The organism is Streptomyces sp. NPDC102514 (genome assembly GCF_055584525.1).
This window is the reverse complement of the sequence record NZ_JBVJLW010000004.1, coordinates 403,872-423,365: the sequence shown is the minus strand read 5'-3', so window position 1 is coordinate 423,365 and position 19,494 is coordinate 403,872. Positions and strand designations below refer to the sequence as shown.

Genomic DNA, 19,494 nt, shown 5'->3' with positions numbered 1-19,494 from the left:
CTCAGAGCGCCGTCGGACCCGCCTGCACCAGGCCCGTCTGATAGGCGATGACCACCAGCTGGGCGCGGTCCCGGGCGCCCAGCTTCGTCATGGCCCGGTGGACATGGGTGCGTACGGTCAGCGGGCTGACCGTCAGATCCTCGGCGATCTCGGTGTTGGACTTTCCCTCCGCGGCCAGGGCCATCACCTCGCGTTCGCGGACCGTGAGTTCGGCCAGGCGTTCCGGGGGCGCCAGGTGGCCCCCAGGGGCGGGGGAGGTGAGGAAACGGGTGATGAGCGTGCGGGTGGCGCCCGGTGACAGCAGGGCCTCGCCGGACGCCACGGTTCTCAGCCCGTCCAGCAGGGTGTCGGCCGTGACGTCCTTGCCGAGGAACCCGCTGGCCCCCGCGCGCAGCGCCTGGGCCACGTAGTCCTCGGTCTCGAACGTGGTGAGGATGAGGACGCGGGTGGCGGACAGTTTCGGGTCCGCGCAGATCTCGGACGTGGCCGTGAGGCCGTCCGCGCCCGGCATACGGATGTCCATGAGAACGATGTCGGGGTGGTGGGCGCGGGTCAGGTCCACCGCCTCCACGCCGTCGGAGGCCTCGCCGACCACCGTCATGTCGTCGCAGGAATCGATCAGGATCCGGAACGTGGCCCGCAGCAGGGCCTGGTCGTCGGCGAGCAGCACCCTGATGCTCATGGCTTCTCTCCTTCCGCGGTCGAAGAGGTCGTCGAAGAGGTCATGGAGGCGAAGGAGGTGAAGGAGGCGAAACAGCTGGAGCACATGGTGGACATCGTGGACTTCTCCGCGCCGGCGGTGCCGGAGGAGGCGGAGGTGTCGGCCGCTCCGGAAGCCTCCTCGGCCACTCGCGACACCCCGGTCACACCCGCACCCACCCCCACGCCCCCAGCCACACCCGCACCCGTCCCCGTCCCCGTCCCCGTCCCCGTCCCCGTCATCAGCGGCTGCAGCGGCAACGCGGTGGCGACCTCGAAGCCGCCCTCCGGGCGGGGGCCCGCGCGCAGCTCCCCGCCGATGGACCGGGCGCGTTCGTGCATGCCCATGACCCCGAAGCCCCGGCCCGGTTCGGCGGCCCGGGAAGCCGTGACCGCCGTGGCAGCCGTAGCCGCCGTAGCCCCTGCGGGAGCCGTGACCGCCGTGGCGGCCGTCGCGGCGACCGCCGCCGGACCGTCGTTGGTGACCGTGATCAGCAGCCGGGAGTCGGCGTAGCCGAGCCGCACGTGCGCGCTCTCCGCGGCGGCGTGCTTGGTCACATTCGTCAGCGCCTCCTGCACGATCCGGAACGCCGTGAGGTCCACCCCCGGCGAGAGCGGCTGGGGCACGCCCTCCGTGGTCACCGCGACGGCGACGCCCGCGGACGCGCACGCCGCCACCAGATCGGGCAGGCAGTGCAGGCCGGGGGACGGTTCGAGGGAGGGGGAGGCCGGGTCGTCGCTCTGGCGCAGCAGCCCCAGCGTGGCCTTCAGCTCGCGCAGCGCCGACGACGTGGTCCCGGTCAGATCGGTGAGGATCTTCCGCGACTGCTCGGGGTTGCTGAGCGCGAGGTGGGCGGCGGTGCCGGCCTGCGCGTTGGCCAGGGCCAGATGGTGGGCGACGACGTCGTGCAGTTCGCGGGCGATCCGCATGCGCTCCTCGGTGACGCGCAGCCGCGCCTCCTCCTCCCGGGTGCGCTCGGCGTGTTCGGCGCGGGCCTGCACGGCCGCGAGGTAGGCGCGCCGCAGCCGGGTCATGTTGCCCGCGGCGATCGGCAGCAGCAGCCAGAAGAAGGGCCCGATGGTCCGCAGCAGCAGGGAGATGCCGTCCATCGAGTCGGACAGCGCCGTCGCGACCATCAGCGCCAGCATCGTGGTGATGCCGTAGACGCGGGTCGTCTTCCGGTCGCTGATGGTGGCCATCCAGTAGAGCGCCGCCATGATCGGGGCCAGCAGCAGGGGCGTGAGCAGATAGTCCAGCGAGATCGCGATCGCCGTGCAGACCGCTGTCACGGTGACGGCGGTGCGCGGGTGGCTGCGGTGCTTGAGCAGGGCGAGGCAGGACACCCCCATGAGGATGACCGCCGCCTTGTCCTGGTCGGGCGGGTCGGCGCCGGGCATGGTGAGCGAGGCGCCGAGGCTCGCGGAGCCCATCAGTGCCACGACCACCCCCGCGTCGATGACATAGGGGTAGCGGTCCGCGTACTGCTCGAAGCGGTCGGTGTAGCGCTCCAGGCTGGTGGACATCGGGCTCTCCGGTTGGCTGGACTGGGTCCTTCGTGCTGCGTGTCGTCCATCGTGACGCCGAGAGGCGCGAACGGCGGACGGGGCCGCCCGTGTCGTTCGCCACGGGCGGCCCCGTCCGGGGGAGGAGGGAGCCGGTCGCCTCAGGTGGACCTCACGGGTCTCTGGTCGACCTCTTGGCTCCTCAGGTGCGGGCCACTTCCAGGTCGGCCGTGTCGGTCGGCGCCGGGTGCGGCTCGGCCCTGCGGCTGAGCGCCTCGCCCTCCACGTCGACGCGGGGCAGCAGCCTGTCGAGCCAGCCCGGCAGCCACCAGGCCTTGTGGCCGAGCAGGGCCAGGACCGCGGGCACGATCGCCATCCGTACGACGAAGGCGTCGAAGAGGACGGCGGTGGCCAGCCCGAAGCCGATCATCTTGATCATGGACTCGCTCTCGCCGATGAAGCCGGCGAACACCGCGATCATGATCAGCGCGGCGGCCACGACGACCCGGGCGCTGTGCCGGAATCCGCTGGTCACCGCCTGGGCGGGCGACTCCCTGTGGACGTACGCCTCGCGCATCCGGGAGACCAGGAAGACCTCGTAGTCCATGGCGAGGCCGAAGACGATGCCCACCAGGAAGATCGGCATCAGGCTCATGATCGGGCCGGTCTGCTCCACGCCCATCAGGTCGGCGCCGTGGCCCTGCTGGAAGACCAGGACGACCACGCCGAGGGAGGCCAGGACCGACAGGAGGAAGCCGAGGGCCGCCTTCAGCGGGACGAGCAGGGACCGGAAGACCACCATCAGCAGGATGATCGCAAGGCCGACGACGACGATCAGGTACGGGACCAGGGCGCCCGAGACCTTGTCGGAGATGTCGATGTTCAGCGCGGTGGTGCCGGTGACCTCGAAGGTCGCGCCGGTCTCGGCCTCGACCCCGCTCCGCTCGCCGCGGATGGTGTTCACCAGGTCCGTGGTCTTCTGGTCGGTCGGCGCGGTGGAGGGCACGACCGAGAAGACCGCGGTGTCGCCGCTCTCGTTGAAGCGCGCCGGGGAGACGGACACGACCCCTTCGGTGGCGCCTATCTCCTTGGAGATCGTCTCCACGGCCCCCTTCGCGTCGGAGTCGCCCTTGGCGTCGACGACGACGGTCAGCGGACCGTTGAAGCCCGGCCCGAAGCCCTCGGCGAGCGCGTCGTAGGCACGGCGCTCGGTGGTGGAGGTCGACTTGGCCTCGTCGCCGGGCATGCCCAGCTGCAGGTCGGCCATCGGTACCGCGAGGGCTCCGAGACCGACCACACCGAGGAGCAGCACGGGTACGGGCCTGCGCAGGACGAACCGCGCCCAGCGGGTGCCTCCGTTGTCCTGGGCCTCCTTCTCGACCCGGCCGCTCTTGCGGGCCTTGCGGGTGAGCACGGCGTTCGGCCAGAAGCCGAGCAGTGCCGGTACGAGCGTCAGCGCGATGAAGACGCCCACGACGACGGCGCCGGCCGCGGCCAGGCCCATCTTGGTGAGCATCGGGATGCCGACCACGGCGAGTCCGGCCAGCGCGATGACGACGGTGAGTCCGGCGAAGACGACCGCGGATCCGGCCGTACCGGTCGCGAGCGCCGTGGCCTCCTCGGGTGTACGGCCCTTGGCGCGCTCCTCGCGATAGCGGGAGACCACGAACAGGGCGTAGTCGATGCCGACCGCGAGGCCCAGCATCATCGCCAGGGTGCCGGTGGTCGTGGACAGGCCGAGGGTGCTGGCCAGGGTCAGGATCGTGGCCATGCTCACGCCGACGCCGATGACGGCGGTCAGCAGCGGCAGCCCGGCCGCGGCGAGGGAACCGAAGGTGACCAGCAGGACGACCGCGGCGATCGCGACGCCGATCAGTTCGGCCGCTCCGCCCGGTCCGCCGTTCTCCTCCATCGCGGTCCCGCCGGCCTCGACGGTCAGTCCGGAGTCGCGGGCCTCGTCGAGCGCCTTCACCAGCTGGGACCTGCTGGCGTCCGTCAGCTCCTCGGGCCCGACCTTGTAGGTGACGGTCGCGTACGCCGTCGTGCCGTCCTTGCTGACCGCCTTCGCCTGGAAGGGGTCGGCCGCGCCGGCGACCTGCGAGCCGTCGCCCAGCTCCTTCACGGTCTTCTCGACGGTCTTCCTGCTCTCGGCGGCGGTGACCTTCCCGCCGTCCGGCGCGACGAAGACGACCCGTGCGGTCGCGCCGTCGGCGGACGTGCCGGGGAAGCGCTGCTCCATCAGGTCGAACGCCTTCTGGGACTCGATGCCCGGCATGGAGAACGCCTCTTCGGCCGCCGCCGGGGCCTTCATCGCGCCCAGTCCGACCGCGGCCAGGACGGCCGCCCAGACCAGGGCGACGTACCAGCGACGCCGGAAGGCCAGACGGCCCAATCGGTACAGGAAAGTAGCCACGGCAGGAGGTCTCCACATCTGGTGCCGAATGTCCCTCCAGGCTGTCCGGTGGAGACCCGTCCTGTCGTCGTGCGTCTGCCGACACATTTCGCTACTCGGTACGCAGTAGGAACAGGCCCCCGGCTCCGTCTTCGGGACGACGGGACGGGCCGCCTTGTCAGCCTCTGGTCTGGCTCCCGTCAGCTTCCGGTCCGCGTCCCGTCAGCTTCGGACGGGCCTCCGGGGTGACCGGAACGGGCCCGTTATTAGACAGCCCGTCAAGTTACCGAACCGTAACCTTCCGACTGCTACCACGAGTAACTTACCCACAGGTAAGTTCCAGGCGGACTTTCACCTGTCGGCCGCTCCACAGGAGGTTCGTCATGCCCGCACGCAGAAAACTGCTGGCCGCGGCAGTCACCGCCGCCGCCTGCCTCACCACCCAGGCCCTCACGGCCACCGCCGCCACGGCGACGGACGAGGTCGTGTCCCGGGGTGTCACGATCCCCGCCTTCTACAACCCGCCGACCAGCCTGCCCGCCGCGAACGGCACGCTCGTACGCAGCGAACCGCTCCCGCTGGCCCTGAGCCTGCCCAGCCTCCACGGACCGCTGCCGGGCACCGCGACCCGGCTGATGTACAGGTCCACCGACTCGAACGGCGAGCCCGTCGCCGTCACCGGGGCGTACATCGAACCGACCGCCCGCTGGAAGGGCGGCGGACCGCGGCCCCTGGTCGCGCTGGCGCCCGGCACCCTGGGACAGGGCGACCAGTGCGCCGCGTCCATGGGCCTCGAACACCCGCTGTCGTTCAACGGCGAGACGGTCTCCGTCGGCTACGAGGACCTGTCGATCTACCGGCTCCTCGCCAAGGGCGCCGCCGTGGTCGTCACCGACTACGCCGGCCTGGGCGCGACCGACCGGCTGCACACCTACGTCGACCGGGTCGACGAGGCGCACGCGGTCCTCGACGCCGTCCGCGCGGCCCGCTCGCTCGGCGGCGCCTCGGTCACCGCGGACTCCCCGGTCGGGCTGTTCGGCTACAGCCAGGGCGGCGGGGCGACGGCCGCCGCCGCCGAACTGCAGTCCTCGTACGCCCCCGACGTCACCCTCGCCGGAACGTACGCGGGCGCCCCGCCCGCCGACCTGACCGCGGTGACGAAGGCCATCGACGGCAGTGAGCTGGCCGGTGCGCTGGGCTGGTCCCTCAACGGCTTCCTCCAGTCCGACCCGGAACTGAAGCCGATCGCCGAGGCGCACCTGAACACGGCCGGGAAGGCGGCCCTCACCGATCTGTCCACCATGTGCGTCGGTGACGCCCTCTTCGGCTACGGCTACGCCAAGAGCACCAAGTGGACGACCGACGGCCGCTCCCTCAGCGACATCATCGCCGACACACCCGAACTCAAGGCGTTCCTGGACGGCCAGCGCATCGGCCGGCTGAAGCCGTCGGGCCCGGTGCGGCTCGCCACGGGCGTCAGCGACAACCTCGTCCCCCACGGCCAGTCCCGGGACCTCGCCGTCGACTGGTGCCGCAAGGGGGCCGACGTCACGTACAAGCCGGTGGTCCTGCCGGGCGTGGGCAGCGCACTGCTCAACCACTTCGCCCCGCTCCTGACCGACCAGGGGGACGCCATCAACTGGCTCACGGACCGCCTGTCGGGCACCCCCACCACCTCCAACTGCTGGACGCTCCCGGTCCAGCCCTGAGCAACGCCGCACCCCAGAGGGCTCGCAGGCCGCTCCCAAAGGCCCGCGAGCCCCTCTCAGCGGGCCACAGCCCCCTGTCGAGGGACGCACAGCGGGCCGCAGGCCCCTGTCGAGGGGCGCGGGGAACTGCGCGACCAGCCCCCACCGGGCCCGCAGACGAAACCCCACCCGGCGGCAGCCCACCCGCAGGGCTCGCCGCCAGCCGCCCGGCCCGCAGAAACCATGCCCCCCGGGCAGACCAATACCTGTGCCAGCCACATGAGAATTGACCTCGACGCGCGATGACAATTACTTACTCGACAGCCCGAGTGAAATAACTCATCACGCACCCCCGATCGCAGCGTGCTAGTCTCGATCTCAGTTGCATGTTGTGGTTCCCGAAAATCTTGACAGGCATCCCCACCAGTTCACTACGGGTGGGGATCCTTTATGGCTCCGGTTGCATTTCCGGTGGGGTGATCATCACGGCGACACGGAGCGCACACAGTGTGCGCCCCGACGCACCGCCCCGAAGGAGATAAACATGGCTTCCGGTACCGTGAAGTGGTTCAACGCAGAAAAGGGCTTCGGCTTCATCGAGCAGGACGGTGGCGGCGCTGACGTCTTCGCCCACTACTCGAACATCGCCGCCCAGGGCTTCCGCGAGCTGAACGAGGGCCAGAAGGTCACGTTCGACATCGCGCAGGGTCAGAAGGGCCCGACGGCCGAGAACATCGTTCCCGCCTAGTCGTCACGCACTTCGCAGCTGGGGCCCGCACCTTGGGGTGCGGGCCCCAGCTCGCTGCATTTCAGGGGATTCGCGACCCGCTCCACGGGGTCCTCCGTCCAAGCTCCGGATGAAAATCCTTCGGAGCCACCCGCACGGAACGACCGACCCCGTCCCAGGAAACGCGCAACGCGCTCCGGCGAGGCAACCCGCGAACATTCTCCGCCGCTTCGATATTCCAACCGATTCGGTTTCCCATTACTTCGGCTCGTTCTTGCAATTCTCTGCGCTGCTCGTTCTCCGCGGGAATTCCTTGATACGCGCCATGTCAAGGAAGGTTCCACGTGAACCGCACGCGCACGAACGACCGCTACTCCCGTACCCGCAGCGCCGGAAATCCGAGCGCCGGCCGGAGCGGTGGCGGTACCCGCTCCAGCTCCCCGCGCCGTTCCGACAGCGGCGGCTACGGCGGCGGCCACGGCCGCCGACAGAGCTCCCCCCAGGGCGAGTTCGCACTGCCGAAGACCGTCACCCCGGCCCTGCCCGCCGTCGAGGCGTTCGCCGACCTCGACATGCCGGCGCAGCTGCTGGACGCTCTCGCCCATGAGGGCGTGACCGTGCCGTTCCCGATCCAGGGCGCGACGCTGCCGAACTCCCTCGCGGGCCGTGACGTACTCGGCCGTGGCCGCACCGGCTCGGGCAAGACCCTCGCCTTCGGCCTCGCGATGCTCGCCCGCACGGCGGGCCTGCGCGCCGAGCCGAGGCAGCCGCTGGCCCTCGTCCTCGTCCCCACCCGCGAGCTGGCCCAGCAGGTCACCGACGCGCTCACCCCGTACGCCCGCTCCCTGCGGCTGCGGCTGACCACCGTCGTCGGCGGCATGTCGATCGGCAAGCAGGCCGGTGCGCTGCGCGCCGGCGCCGAGGTCGTCGTCGCCACGCCCGGCCGCCTCAAGGACCTCATCGACCGGGGCGACTGCCGCCTGAACCAGGTCGCCATCACGGTCCTCGACGAGGCCGACCAGATGACCGACATGGGCTTCATGCCGCAGGTCACCGCGCTGCTCGACCAGGTGCGCCCCGAGGGCCAGCGGATGCTGTTCTCGGCCACCCTCGACCGCAACGTCGACCTGCTGGTCCGCCGCTACCTGACCGACCCCGTGGTCCACTCCGTCGACCCGTCCGCGGGCGCCGTGACCACCATGGAGCACCACGTCCTGCACGTGCACGGCGCGGACAAGCAGCGCACGACCACCGAGATCGCGGCCCGCGAAGGCCGCGTGATCATGTTCCTGGACACCAAGCACGCGGTGGACCGGCTGACCGACCACCTGCTGAACAGCGGTGTACGGGCTGCGGCCCTGCACGGCGGCAAGTCCCAGCCGCAGCGCACCCGGACCCTGTCCCGCTTCAAGTCCGGGCATGTGACGGTGCTGGTGGCGACCAACGTCGCGGCGCGCGGCATCCACGTCGACAACCTCGACCTGGTCGTGAACGTCGACCCGCCCACCGACCACAAGGACTACCTGCACCGCGGCGGCCGTACGGCCCGCGCGGGCGAGTCCGGCAGCGTCGTCACGCTGGTGACCCCCAACCAGCGCCGTGACATGAGCCGTCTGATGGCCGCCGCTGGCATCAACCCGCAGACCACCCAGGTCCGTTCGGGCGAAGCCGAGCTGAGCCGCATCACCGGCGCCCAGGCCCCCTCGGGCGTCCCGGTCACCATCACGGCGCCCGCCTCCGAGCGGACCCGGCGCAGCACATCCTCCGCACCCGGCGCGGCGTCCCGCGGCCGGCGCGGACGCGGCAGCCGGAGCCGTTCCACGGGCGACACGGCACGCCGTTCGGCACCGCGTTCGTCCGCCGTCGACGCGGCTGCCTGAGCACTCCGCCCGGGGCGCGGTACCGCTCGTGCGGGCCTGCGGGGCCGGCCGGGCACGTGACGTGGTCACGGCAGCCCGCCGCCCCGTCCGGTGTCCGCGGCGGGTACCGTCCCCAGGGGAAGCCCTCGCCCCGTCCGGCTGCTCCACCCCGTCCCATCCCGTCCCCCGTCCCGTCCCCCGTCCCGGGTCGGCCCCCTTCTCCCTCTCTGTCTGTGAGGCATCATGCGCTGTGTCATCGCCCGGTTCCCGTTCGACCTCACCAAGAACGGGGTGCTGGACTCGATGAAGGGTGTCAAGCCCGAGGCCATCACGGGTGAGTCCGTGCTCATCGGCCGCCGCCAGTACCCGGTCAAGCAGGTCGGCGAGATCATCACCCGGCAGGACCGCCGTGACTTCACCGGCGCGGAGGTCACCCGGGCCATGACGCGGCTCGGCTTCACCTGTCGCAGCCTCCAGGAGCCCGCGCCCGCCGCGCCGCCCGCCCTGACCCCGCTCCAGAACGCCTCGGCGATGCTCGGCGAGGCCGAGCCCGCCGCGCCGGCGAGCACCGACGCGCCCGCCGGGACGAACGCGGACATGAGCGCGGACGCGGCCGTCGCCCGCTGACCCGCAGCACAGTGAAGGGCCCTGCCGACGTGCGTCGGCAGGGCCCTTCGTCATGGGTGGGCGCGTACGGCGGGTACGGCGGCCACCGGTGGCTCAGTGGTCGGAGTAGCTGAAGTCGCCCACGGTCCAGGCGCTGACGTCCGTGATCGCGACGCGGTACATCCCGCCGGTCTCGGGAATCCCGACGTTGCCCTGCAGGATGCGGGCGAGATGGAAGTGCAGATGCGTGGGCGCCGCGTCGGGGCCGGTGTCACCGGGCCGGTCCTGTGGCCGGTCCGCGAGGAAGACGCCGGAGAACGGGCCCAGATGGTCGGAGTCCTTCAGCACTTCGGAGACCCGCTCCCGCCACACGGCCTCGGGAGCCAGTCGGCCGGTGATGACAGCGCCACCGGCGACCACGGTCAGCGACATCCGATTGCTCTGCCCGGACTCCACCAGGGCTGAGATACCGACGAGCAGTTCGTCAGGGTTCGACATGGAAGCCGATTCTATCCAGTGGTCGCTCCTACCCACCTGCCGTAGAGAGGACACCAAGATATGTGGGATTCATGCCGCTCAAAATCTGTCTTTGCCAGAGTAGACATTGGCCGCGCGCATGGCTAAGGTTTCTCTCGTAGACGAGGTCGAGCAAGGCCCGCAGACACGAACTGACGGGTAGAGGTAAAAGAAGTACGCAGTTCAGAGCGGTGGTGGAGTTCCGAAGCCAGTGGTTCGCAGGACGGTGACGGGACTGACGACCGCACTGGGCGGCTCGCGGGTCGAGGAGCCGCCACCAGCACCACCACAGATTTCGAGAAAGGTACGGAAGGAGCAGACGCCATCAGGATCGCCCGGCCGAGAACATTCGACCGGGCCCCGCCAGACCCTGGATTGGAAGGTGGTCCCCGGTCACGCACACAAGGTCCCCGCACTCCCAGCCCTCTCCCGGGCCGGGCGGCGGAAACAGAAGGTCGGCGCGTCGGTAGCGTCGGCAGATGGTGTTCAATTTCCTTCGGGGCCCTGGTGCCGTACGGCACCAGGGCCCTTCGACGCGTTGCAGAACGAGGTGACATGACAGCAGAGAATCCGCTGGGCGATCGGCTGGACGACGACGACTACCCCGCGTACACGATGGGGCGGGCCGCCGAGATGCTCGGCACCACTCCTGGTTTCCTCCGGGCCATCGGGGAGGCCAGGCTCATCACCCCGCTGCGTTCCGAGGGCGGGCACCGGCGGTACTCCCGCTACCAGCTCCGGATCGCCGCCCGTGCGCGCGAGCTGGTCGACCGGGGCACCCCGGTCGAGGCCGCCTGCCGGATCGTGATCCTTGAGGACCAGCTCGAGGAAGCACAGCGGATCAACGCCGAGTACCGCGCGGCGGACCGGGCGGCGCCGGACGGCCCCGGGACCTCCTGACCCGGCCGCGGGTGTGCTGCGGCCGGTCGCGTGGTGCTCCGCGTCCCCCTCCGGGAGGCGGGCGGGCGCGATGTCCTGATGCGCGCGGCATTGCCCTCGGGCCCCCGGCGAATCCGTGCAGGAGCGTCACACAGGCTGCACACAGTGCCTGGGCGGCCTGGTTAGCGTGGCTGGCGTTCGACCCCACGTACCCACGTACGACCATGACCGGGCAGGGAACCGGCGGGGCGGCGACCGGTCAACCCAGGAAGACGCTGATGGACTACTGCTCCTCGTGTCGTCGGCATCTCAACGGCGCACTGGTGTGCCCCGGATGCGGCGCCTACGCCCCCGACATCGCCCCGGTCACCGTCAGCCGCCACCCCGTCCAGCCCCGGGTCACCCTGGCCGCCGCGAGGCCGACCGCGGACCATGTCCCGACCGTGCCGGACCTGCCGGACGTCTCGGTCTGGGAGCCCGCACCCCTGGCCCTGTCCGCTGCCGCCCCGTCCGCTCCCGCCCCGTCCGGCCACGGCACGTACGCCGACGACGGCACGGACGAGCACGATGGCGCGGACGACCACGGCGGCTTCGAGGGGGCGACGCCCGCACCGCAGGGGCGGGCCGCCCGCCGCCGGCAGCGCGCCCGCTGGAAGAAGAACCAGCGCCGGGCCGTCGTCGCGACCGCCGTCGCCCTCGTCGGAGGCGGTCTGACCTTCACCGCCATGGACCGGCTCCCGGCCGACCGGGCGGAGGCCGCGTCGGCTCCGGAGACCACGGGCCCGGGCACGAGCGCGAAGACGGGCGCGGGCTCCATGGGGGAAGAGGTGCCGGAGTACACGCGGCCCTCGGCGCCCCGGCCCGACGCCCGGCGGTCCTCGGCGGCCACGTCCACACAGTCACCCGCCACCGGCCGGTCGGCCGAGCGCGGTGCGGTCGCGCCGTCCTCCGCCGCCCCACAGGGTTCCCGGCCGGACGCGTCGGCGTCGGATACGGCATCGGCGTCCGGTCTGCGGTCGGGGAGCGCGTCCTCGGCCTCCGCCCCGGCCTCCTCCTCGGCTTCGTCCTCGTCGTCGTCCTCCCAGGACCCGGCCGACAGCGCGTCCCAGCAGCCGTCCGCACCCGCCGGCACCGAGGGAACGAGTGGCTCGGGCGACACGGGCGGCTCGGACGCGACGACGTCACCGGCGAGCCCTTCGCCGTCGGCGACTTCGCCGTCGCAGCTCTGCCTGCTCGTGCTCTGCATCGGCTGACACCGGACCGGCCCATGGTGTGGCGGTCGCCGCCGGTGTCGTGCCCACCGGCGGCGACCGCACCGCCCTTCCACGCCGCCCCCCGGCAGCGGTGTCAGGGCATGAGATCCCTCGTCGGTTCGCGGCGGCACGCGGGAGTGCACCGTCGGCGGGTCCGCAAGGGACATGTGGACAGGGGCCCGCTCGCAAGGGAAGCGGCGGGGAGGGGAACTGGCTCGGCGTTCTCGATCGCCTCGTCCTGGCGCCCGAGGATCAGGGGCTGGTGCACCCGGGGGCCGGGGGCGCGAGGGAAGCCGTGAACCACGGCTTCGTCATCATCGGCGGGCTCGGGTCCTGACCACGAGGTCCAGGTGAGCCTCACTCACATTCTGTTCAGAGCGTAGGCGAGACCGGCGGCCCTGCACAGCCCTGTGAACCGTCGTCCGTCGGACGAAGCCGTCCACGGCCCCACGGCCTTGGGCACGAGTGTTCCAGGGGTCCCCCGTCCACCTTCCCTCCCGTTCCCCTCTCCCCTTGCCCGGCCCGGCGACACCGCCGGCGGCCGTCCCGAACATGACGGAGCATCACCCACCTTTACGGAGGCCCCGTTTACCACGGCGGCTCCTGCTGTGATGATGCCGAGTCCGGGGATACCCGTCCCGCGGCCGGGGGGAGGCCCGTATGGCTGAGGTGTACTTGCGCAGACTGTCCCGGTGGCAGGCGGAGCAACAGCGGGACGCCGTCGCGGACGTGTACGTCGGCGCGTACCGGGGCGCGGCGGGGGCGGAACACCGTGACCGCCAGGGCTTCCTGCACCGGCTCGAGCAGCATGTGCAGCACACCGGCTTCGACATGATGGTCGCCGACACGGCCGGGACGGTCGGCTGCGCGTACGGGTTCCGGGTGCCGCGTACGGGCGAGTGGTGGTCGGACTTCCAGGGGGAGCTGCCGACGGACATCGAGGAACTCACCGCCTCGGGCCGTACGTTCCTGCTCGCCGAACTGATGGTGCTGCCGGTCCACCGCCGCCGCGGCATCGCCACCCGCCTGGTCGAACGGCTGCTGATCCGGCTCGACGCCGATCTGGTCGTCGCGGCCACCGGCCGGGCCACGGACCATCCCTCCGGCAGCCCCTCCGGCGGCAGCGGGGACGGCGCGGACGGGGACGGCGGGTCACCCGGCGCCGCGGCGGAGGCGTTCCGCGCCTGGGGATGGTCGAGGTTCGGTGTCCTCGGCCCGCACACCGCCCCGGACACCGCTTTCGGCCGCGCTCCCGGCGCCGACTCGATGGCCGGGGAGGTCTGGATCCGCAGACCGCTGCGGTGACGTCACCCCGCCCGGCGACCGGCTGCCGTCAGTGGACGCGGAAGCCGGCCTTGACCTTGTCGAACACCGGGCGGTGCGTGTCCCACCGGGCCTCCGGCGCCGAGAGGTAGATGTCGTACTCGGTGCCGCCCTCTTCCCCGAACCCGAAGTCGATGGCGCGAAAGGCCCGTACCCGGCCCTCGAAGGTGAACTCCCAGACCGCCGCCGGCTGCCCCCGGAACGTGGTGCGCAGCATCCGCAGTTTCCGGTACGTGTCGTAGTTGACCTTGGTGTTGGCCTCTATGTTCTCGAAGTGCGTCTCGGGGTTGTCGCCCGCGGGGTTCACGGTGTTGATCGTGAGCCCGACCAGAGCCGACTCGTCGGTGTAGGTGACCTGTTCGGCGGTCGCGTTCGCGTCGTCGCGCCGCCAGCCGTCCGGTACGGGGAAGGAGGCGCCCAGCTCCTTCTCCTCGACCAGGTGGAAGCCCTCGGGCACGGCGGGCGGCCGGGAGCCGGTGCGGGATTCGCCGGGCGAGGGGGAGACCGCCGAGTCCCGTGTGCCGTCCCCGTGGTCGGCGGACATCACGTAGAGCCCGCCCGCCACGGCCGCCGCGGCCAGCGCCACGGCCACCGCGCTCCGGACGACCGTGCGTCTCCTGTTCCCGCGCCCGGCAGCGGGGAGGGTGTCACCGACCGAGGTAGCCCGTCCGGTGACCTGCCCGGTCACCTGTCCGGTCGCCGGTCCCGCGACGGGTCCGGTCACGGCCTCCGCCGCCGCATCCACCGGCGCCGACCGCGGCTCAGGACCCACCGGTACCGCCCCCGAGACGACCGCCCGCAGCGCCCGCTCGGTCTCGTCCGCCGACGGGCGCTCCCGCGGGTCCTTCGCCAGCAGCCGCGCGATGAGGGGTTCCAGCGCCCCGGCCCGCCGCATGGGGGCGAGCGGGTCGACGGCTATGGCGTACGCGGTCTCCACCGCCGTGTCCTTGCGGAACGGGGGCCGCCCCTCGACGGACTGGAAGAGCGTCGCCCCCAGGGCCCAGAGATCCGTGGCGGGGCCGGGCTTCTCGCCCTTCATGCGTTCGGGCGCGATGTAGTCGACCGATCCGACGAGTTCGCCGGTCTTCGTCAGCGTCGAGGTGCCGGTCGTCATGGCGATGCCGAAGTCGGTGAGCACCACCCGGCCGGCCGCGTCGAGGAGTACGTTGCCCGGCTTCACGTCACGGTGCAGCACCCCGGCCGCGTGCGCCGCCCGCAGCGCGGCGACCATGCCGAGGCCGACCCGGGCCGCCTCCGCGGGCGGTACGGCCCCGCCGTCCTTCAGCACCGAGCCCAGGTCGGTGCCCGGGACGTACTCCATGACGATGCAGGGCAGTCCGTCGTCGTCCACGACGTCATGGACCACGACCACGTTCGGGTGGGCGATACGGGCGGCGCTGCGCGCCTCGCGGCGGGTGCGTTCGTGGACGGTGGCGAGTTCGTCGTCGGTCAGGTGGTGTTGGGCGTGCAGCCGCTTGAGCGCGATCTCGCGGCTGAGCGTCTCGTCCTCGGCCCGCCACACGGTGCCCATGCCGCCGCGGCCGATCCGTTCGATCAGCCGGTACCGTCCGGCGACCAGCCGCCCCTCGTCCGACACCACGCGCCTTTCGCAGACCTCTGCCGACGTACTTCCCGTTCGCAGCGATTCATGTTCGAAGTACCGCGGGTTCCGAGTACCGCATGTTCGAACATGAATCGCCACGATAGTCGCAGTGGTCAACAGGGCACTGTTCAGACCCCCGCGGGTGACGGTCCGACCAGCTCCGACAGGACGTCCTCCATGGTGACGAAGCCGAGGACCTTGCCCGCCTCGCCGGTGACCGCCGCGAGATGACTGCCCGCGGCCCGCAGCGCGGTGAGCGTGTCGTCGAGCGGGGTGTCGATCCGGACGCGGGTCACCGGGTGCAGGGCGCTCCGCGGGAACGGCCGGTCCCGCTCGACGACACCGAGGGTGTCCTTGATGTGGAGGTAGCCGAGCAGCGTGCCGTCCCCGCCGGTCACGGGCAGCCGCGAGAAGCCGGCCTCCGCCGCCGCGCGTTCCAGCCGCGCCGGGGTCACGGTGTCGTCGACCGTGCGCATCCGCTGGGCCGGGACGAGGATCTCGCCGACCGGGCGGGTGCCCAGTTCCAGTGCGTCGCGCAGGCGTTCGCCGTCGGCGGCCGTCAGGAGCCCGGCCTCGCTGGAGTCGACGACCATCCGGGCGAGCTGGTCGTCCGTGAACGCCGACTCCACCTCGTCCTTGGCCTCGACGCGCAGCAGTTTCAGCAGGGCGTTGGCGAAGGCGTTGATCCCGAAGATGAACGGCTTCAGGGCCCGGGTGAGGGCCACCAGCGCCGGGCCGAGGAGCAGCGCGGTCTGCGCGGGCGCGGCGAGCGCGATGTTCTTCGGGACCATCTCGCCGAACAGCATGTGCAGATACGTCGCCACGGTGAGCGCGATCACGAAGGCGATCGGGTGCACCAGGCCGTGCGGGATGTGCGCCGCCTCGAAGGCGGGCTCCAGCAGATGCGCGATGGCCGGTTCGGCGACCGCGCCCAGCACCAGCGACGAGACGGTGATGCCGAGTTGGGCGGTCGCCATCATCGCCGAGATGTGCCGCAGACCCCACAGGGTCATCCGGGCCCGCTTGTTGCCCTCCTGGGCCAGCGGCTCGATCTGACTCCTGCGTACGGAGATCAGGGCGAACTCGGCGCCGACGAAGAACGCGTTGGTCAGCAGGGTCAGGGCGCCGATGAGCAGTTGGATCGTGGTGGATGTACTCATCGTGACTCCCGCGCGCTCTGACCGACCGGTTCGCCGTCGTGACCGCCGTCGTGCTCTGCGTCGTGACCGTCGCCGTGATCGCCGCCCGGCTCGGCGGCCGGTCCGGTGATCCGGACACGGTCGGCCCGGTGGTGCTCCACGGCGAGGACGTCCAGCCGCCAGCCGCCCAGGTCGAGGACGTCGCCCTCGGCCGGGATGCGGGCCAGCCGGGTGGCGACCAGGCCCGCGACCGTCTCGTACGGGCCGTCCGGGGCGCGCAGGCCTGTCGCGACCAGCTCGTCCAGCCGTACGCCGCCGTCCGCGTCCCAGGCCGGACGGCCGTCCGCCGTGGCGGGGGCGGGCAGCAGGTCGGGGATCTCGACGGGGTCGTGCTCGTCGCGGACCTCGCCGACGACCTCCTCCACGATGTCCTCCACCGTGGCCACCCCGGCCGTGCCGCCGTACTCGTCGATGACGACGGCCATCGTGCGGGCCGTGCGCATGCGCTCCAGAAGACGGTCGGCGGGCAGGCTGTCGGGCACCAGGAGCGGGGCCGTGGCCAGTTCGGTGACGGGGGTCGTGGCCCGCTCGCCGGGTTCCAGGGCGAGTACGTCACGGATGTGGACCGTGCCGACGACCTCGTCCAGGCTGTCGCGGTAGACCGGGAAGCGGGACAGGCCGGTCGCGTGCGAGAGGTTGGCGGCGTCGGTGGCCGTGGCGTGCGCCTCCAGCGCCCGTACGTCGACGCGCGGTGTCATCACGTTCTGGGCGGTCAGTTCGCCCAGGTGCAGCGTACGGACGAACAGTTCGGCGGAGTCCGGCTCCAGGGCACCCTGGGCGGCCGAGTGCTGGGCCAGCGCGACCAGTTCCTCGGGACCGCGGGCGGAGGCCAGCTCCTCGGCGGGCTCCAGGCCGAAGCGGCGTACGAACCGGTTCGCGGTGTTGTTCAGGTGCCGGATGAACGGGCCGAACGCGGCCGTGAAGGCGCGCTGCGGTCCCGCGACCACCTTGGCGACGGCCAGCGGGCGGGAGATCGCCCAGTTCTTCGGGACCAGCTCGCCGACGACCATCAGGACGACGGTGGAGAGGACCACACCGAGCAGGGTCGCCGTCGTGGAGGCCGCGCCGCCCAGGCCCACCGACCTGAGCGGGCCCTCCAGGAGGACGGCCAGCGAGGGTTCGGCGAGCATGCCGATCACCAGGGAGGTGACGGTGATGCCCAGCTGGGCACCGGACAGCTGGAACGTCAGCTTCCGGACAGCCTTCAGTGCGCCGTCCGCGCCGCGCTCGCCGGCCTCGGCCGCCCGCTCCAGATCACCGCGCTCGACGGTGGTCAGCGAGAACTCGGCCGCCACGAACACGGCGCAGGCGAGCGTGAGCGACAGGGCGAGCAGAAGCAGCAGGATCTCGGTCACCGTGCCACCCCCGCTCCCGTACGCACACGTCTCGGGCCGGGGGTGGCACGGCTGGTACTAGGAGGTTCACCCATGGTGGAACCGTTGCTCCTTCGTCGTCGTCCGGCGTTCGAACCAGTGTAAAGGAATCGCAAAGTAAGTAGTCCAGAGGTGCCGGTCACGAGTGGCACAGCTCACGTTCTCCCAGGTGGGGCGGGGGCGGGGGTGCCTGATTCCGGTACGGCGGGCCGCCCTTAACCTCTACATGTACGTAGAGCACGACCGCGTACAGGTACGCGGAGCACGGCCCGGCACGACCACCCGCACATGAAGGAGTGGACCCCTCAATGGTGTTCAAACGGCTGCTCGGATCACTCGGCGTGGGCGGCCCCACGGTGGACACGGTCCTGAGCCCCGCCCCCGCCCTGCCCGGCGGGACCCTCTCCGGCGAGATCCGGCTCAGAGGCGGCGGCTCGGACGTCGACATCGAGCACGTCACGCTGGAACTGGTCGCGGGCGTCGAGGCCGAACACGAGGAGGGGGAGAGCGAGAGCGGGGTCGTCTTCGACCGCTTCACCGTCGGCGGCGGCTTCCCGCTCGCCGAGGGCGAGGAGCGGACCGTCCCGTTCACGGTCACGCTCCCCTGGGAGACCCCGGTCACGCAGTTGTACGGGCAGGAGCTGGGCATCGCCCTCGGCCTCCGTACGGAACTCTCGGTGGCGGGCGCGCGGGACAAGGCCGACCTGGACCGGCTGACCGTGTCGGCCCGGCCCGTCCAGGAGGCGGTCCTGGAAGCCTTCGGGCAGCTCGGCTTCGGCTTCAGGTCCGCGGACCTGGAACTCGGCCGGATCGGCGGCACGGGCCAGCAGCTCCCCTTCTACCAGGAGCTCGAACTCACCCCGTCGCCCGCCTACGCCCACGCGGTCAACGAGATCGAGGTGACCTTCCTCGCCGCCCCCACCGGCGTGGAGGTGGTCCTGGAGGCCGACAAACGCGGCGGCCCCCTCTCCTCCGGCGACGACACCCTCACCCGGTTCACCGTCTCCCACGAGGGCGTCGGCCACCAGGACTGGACCACCGTGGTCGACGGCTGGGTCCGGGAGCTGGTCGAACACCGGGAGTCGTACGACCCCGACGCGGCGTACGGCCACGACCGGCACGAGGTGCACGAGCGGTCGCATCCCGGCATCGGCGCGGGGGTCGCCGCGGGTGCGGCGGGGCTCGCGGTCGGGGTCGCCGGCGGACTGGTGGCGGCGGAGATCGCGGACGAGGTGGGCGACTTCTTCGAGGGGGACGACGAGGAGCAGGAGGCAGAGCAGGAGGCAGGGCAGGGGGAGCAGGAAGAGGGCTGACGACTCCCCGTCACCCATGAGACCCGCTCCGCGCGGAGGACGACCGTGCGGACGGTGACCGTACGGAGGACGACTGCGCGGAAGGCGACTGTGCGGAGGGCGACGCCCAGTCGTCCCTCTCCGCGCCGGGATGGGCCAGCAGTTCACGCAGCAGCCGCTCGTCGTCCGGCTCCAGGGACGTCACGAAGCTGGCGAGCACGGCCTCCCGGTCCCGCTCCCCGTCCAGCACCTTGCGCATCCGGCGGGCGGCCAGACCCGCCTCGTCCGACGCCGGGGTCCACGCGAAGGACCGGCCGACGCGCTCACGCGTCACCGCTCCCTTCGCCAGCAGCCGGGTCAGGATCGTGATGACGGTCGTATAGGCGAGGTCACCGCCCAGCCGCTCCTGCACCCAGCCCGCCGTCGCGGGCCCGTCCGCCGCGCACAGGGCCGACAGGACCTGCGCCTCCAGCTCACCCTGTCCCCGCCGTGGGGGACGCTGCCGTCGGTCCGTCACGTCCTGTCTCCTTCCTTATTTTCTACAGTGCTGTAGATTCTGCCCCACGAGGAACGTTCGCACCA

The 19,494-nt window shown here is 71.6% G+C and carries 16 protein-coding genes; 8 read left to right on the top strand and 8 right to left on the bottom strand.

All coding sequences use genetic code 11. The features are described from left to right. Position 1 precedes the first annotated feature (1 nt). The 3 genes from ACZ60E_RS13255 to ACZ60E_RS13245 all read right to left on the bottom strand — a co-directional run bounded on the left by ACZ60E_RS13255 (position 2) and on the right by ACZ60E_RS13245 (position 4,615). A complete protein-coding gene (locus ACZ60E_RS13255; protein ID WP_384803508.1) occupies positions 2-682 on the bottom strand; it encodes a response regulator transcription factor in 681 nt (226 codons plus the stop codon). Further along, a complete protein-coding gene (locus ACZ60E_RS13250; protein WP_469440110.1) occupies positions 679-2,223 on the bottom strand; it encodes a sensor histidine kinase in 1,545 nt (514 codons plus the stop codon). Before ACZ60E_RS13250 ends, ACZ60E_RS13255 begins: the two co-directional genes overlap by 4 nt. 181 nt (positions 2,224-2,404) lie before the next feature. Further along, on the bottom strand, positions 2,405-4,615 hold the full coding sequence (locus ACZ60E_RS13245; RefSeq protein ID WP_469440108.1) for an MMPL family transporter: 2,211 nt from the start codon (positions 4,613-4,615) through the stop codon (positions 2,405-2,407). A 362-nt stretch (positions 4,616-4,977) separates the two neighbouring features. Here ACZ60E_RS13245 and ACZ60E_RS13240 point away from each other — a divergent pair, with 362 nt between their 5' ends. The 4 genes from ACZ60E_RS13240 to ACZ60E_RS13225 all read left to right on the top strand — a co-directional run bounded on the left by ACZ60E_RS13240 (position 4,978) and on the right by ACZ60E_RS13225 (position 9,495). Next, entirely contained in the window at positions 4,978-6,303 is a 1,326-nt protein-coding gene (locus ACZ60E_RS13240) for a lipase family protein (protein WP_453792902.1), read from the top strand. 523 nt (positions 6,304-6,826) lie between these two features. Further along, positions 6,827-7,030: a cold-shock protein gene (locus tag ACZ60E_RS13235; RefSeq protein ID WP_107017975.1), complete on the top strand. Its 204-nt coding sequence runs from the start codon at positions 6,827-6,829 to the stop codon at positions 7,028-7,030. A gap of 323 nt (positions 7,031-7,353) precedes the next feature. Then, the gene (locus tag ACZ60E_RS13230) at positions 7,354-8,889 is read left to right on the top strand and encodes a DEAD/DEAH box helicase (protein ID WP_384803518.1); all 1,536 of its coding nucleotides are present in this window, start codon (positions 7,354-7,356) and stop codon (positions 8,887-8,889) included. Between the two features lie 222 nt (positions 8,890-9,111). Continuing rightward, positions 9,112-9,495, top strand: a complete 384-nt coding sequence (locus ACZ60E_RS13225) for an SCO5918 family protein (protein ID WP_469440106.1) — start codon at positions 9,112-9,114, stop codon at positions 9,493-9,495. A 93-nt stretch (positions 9,496-9,588) separates the two neighbouring features. Here the strand turns inward: ACZ60E_RS13225 and ACZ60E_RS13220 are convergent, their stop codons facing one another. Then, positions 9,589-9,972: a hypothetical protein gene (locus ACZ60E_RS13220; RefSeq protein WP_384803524.1), complete on the bottom strand. Its 384-nt coding sequence runs from the start codon at positions 9,970-9,972 to the stop codon at positions 9,589-9,591. A 573-nt stretch (positions 9,973-10,545) separates the two neighbouring features. On the opposite strand from ACZ60E_RS13220, the gene ACZ60E_RS13215 reads away from it, so the two are divergent. The 3 genes from ACZ60E_RS13215 (at position 10,546) to ACZ60E_RS13205 (ending at position 13,427) form a co-directional block, all read left to right on the top strand. Then, a complete protein-coding gene (locus ACZ60E_RS13215; protein WP_469440104.1) occupies positions 10,546-10,890 on the top strand; it encodes a MerR family transcriptional regulator in 345 nt (114 codons plus the stop codon). Positions 10,891-11,093: 203 nt separating this feature from the next. Further along, positions 11,094-12,122 carry an SCO2400 family protein gene (locus tag ACZ60E_RS13210; RefSeq protein WP_469440102.1) on the top strand — a complete coding sequence of 343 codons (1,029 nt, stop codon included), beginning with the start codon at positions 11,094-11,096 and terminating at the stop codon, positions 12,120-12,122. Between the two features lie 660 nt (positions 12,123-12,782). Continuing rightward, positions 12,783-13,427 carry a GNAT family N-acetyltransferase gene (locus tag ACZ60E_RS13205; RefSeq protein ID WP_469440100.1) on the top strand — a complete coding sequence of 215 codons (645 nt, stop codon included), beginning with the start codon at positions 12,783-12,785 and terminating at the stop codon, positions 13,425-13,427. Positions 13,428-13,455: 28 nt separating this feature from the next. On the opposite strand, the gene ACZ60E_RS13200 is transcribed toward ACZ60E_RS13205, so the two are convergent. The 3 genes from ACZ60E_RS13200 to ACZ60E_RS13190 form a co-directional block, all read right to left on the bottom strand. Beyond that, complete coding sequence (locus ACZ60E_RS13200) at positions 13,456-15,042, bottom strand: serine/threonine-protein kinase (RefSeq protein ID WP_469440470.1); 1,587 nt, start codon at positions 15,040-15,042, stop codon at positions 13,456-13,458. Positions 15,043-15,176: 134 nt separating this feature from the next. Next, complete coding sequence (locus tag ACZ60E_RS13195; protein WP_469440098.1) at positions 15,177-16,208, bottom strand: hemolysin family protein; 1,032 nt, start codon at positions 16,206-16,208, stop codon at positions 15,177-15,179. Further along, positions 16,205-17,602, bottom strand: coding sequence for a hemolysin family protein (locus ACZ60E_RS13190; protein ID WP_469440096.1), 1,398 nt, complete (start codon positions 17,600-17,602; stop codon positions 16,205-16,207). Before ACZ60E_RS13190 ends, ACZ60E_RS13195 begins: the two co-directional genes overlap by 4 nt. A 326-nt stretch (positions 17,603-17,928) precedes the next feature. Between ACZ60E_RS13190 and ACZ60E_RS13185 the strand changes: the two genes are divergently transcribed. Continuing rightward, a complete protein-coding gene (locus tag ACZ60E_RS13185; protein WP_469440094.1) occupies positions 17,929-18,933 on the top strand; it encodes a sporulation protein in 1,005 nt (334 codons plus the stop codon). A gap of 10 nt (positions 18,934-18,943) precedes the next feature. On the opposite strand, the gene ACZ60E_RS13180 is transcribed toward ACZ60E_RS13185, so the two are convergent. Next, positions 18,944-19,429, bottom strand: coding sequence for a BlaI/MecI/CopY family transcriptional regulator (locus tag ACZ60E_RS13180; protein ID WP_469440092.1), 486 nt, complete (start codon positions 19,427-19,429; stop codon positions 18,944-18,946). Positions 19,430-19,494: the final 65 nt, after the last annotated feature.

What these genes read in the sequence shown, in the direction of transcription:
- ACZ60E_RS13225 (WP_469440106.1), top strand. Translation starts at nt 9,112, where the DNA reads ATGCGCTGTGTCATCGCCCGGTTCCCGTTCGACCTCACCAAGAACGGG.
- ACZ60E_RS13195 (WP_469440098.1), bottom strand. Translation starts at nt 16,208, where the DNA reads ATGAGTACATCCACCACGATCCAACTGCTCATCGGCGCCCTGACCCTG.
- ACZ60E_RS13210 (WP_469440102.1), top strand. Translation starts at nt 11,094, where the DNA reads ATGACCGGGCAGGGAACCGGCGGGGCGGCGACCGGTCAACCCAGGAAG.
- ACZ60E_RS13205 (WP_469440100.1), top strand. Translation starts at nt 12,783, where the DNA reads ATGGCTGAGGTGTACTTGCGCAGACTGTCCCGGTGGCAGGCGGAGCAA.
- ACZ60E_RS13235 (WP_107017975.1), top strand. Translation starts at nt 6,827, where the DNA reads ATGGCTTCCGGTACCGTGAAGTGGTTCAACGCAGAAAAGGGCTTCGGC.
- ACZ60E_RS13240 (WP_453792902.1), top strand. Translation starts at nt 4,978, where the DNA reads ATGCCCGCACGCAGAAAACTGCTGGCCGCGGCAGTCACCGCCGCCGCC.
- ACZ60E_RS13255 (WP_384803508.1), bottom strand. Translation starts at nt 682, where the DNA reads ATGAGCATCAGGGTGCTGCTCGCCGACGACCAGGCCCTGCTGCGGGCC.
- ACZ60E_RS13220 (WP_384803524.1), bottom strand. Translation starts at nt 9,972, where the DNA reads ATGTCGAACCCTGACGAACTGCTCGTCGGTATCTCAGCCCTGGTGGAG.
- ACZ60E_RS13250 (WP_469440110.1), bottom strand. Translation starts at nt 2,223, where the DNA reads ATGTCCACCAGCCTGGAGCGCTACACCGACCGCTTCGAGCAGTACGCG.
- ACZ60E_RS13215 (WP_469440104.1), top strand. Translation starts at nt 10,546, where the DNA reads ATGACAGCAGAGAATCCGCTGGGCGATCGGCTGGACGACGACGACTAC.
- ACZ60E_RS13185 (WP_469440094.1), top strand. Translation starts at nt 17,929, where the DNA reads ATGGTGTTCAAACGGCTGCTCGGATCACTCGGCGTGGGCGGCCCCACG.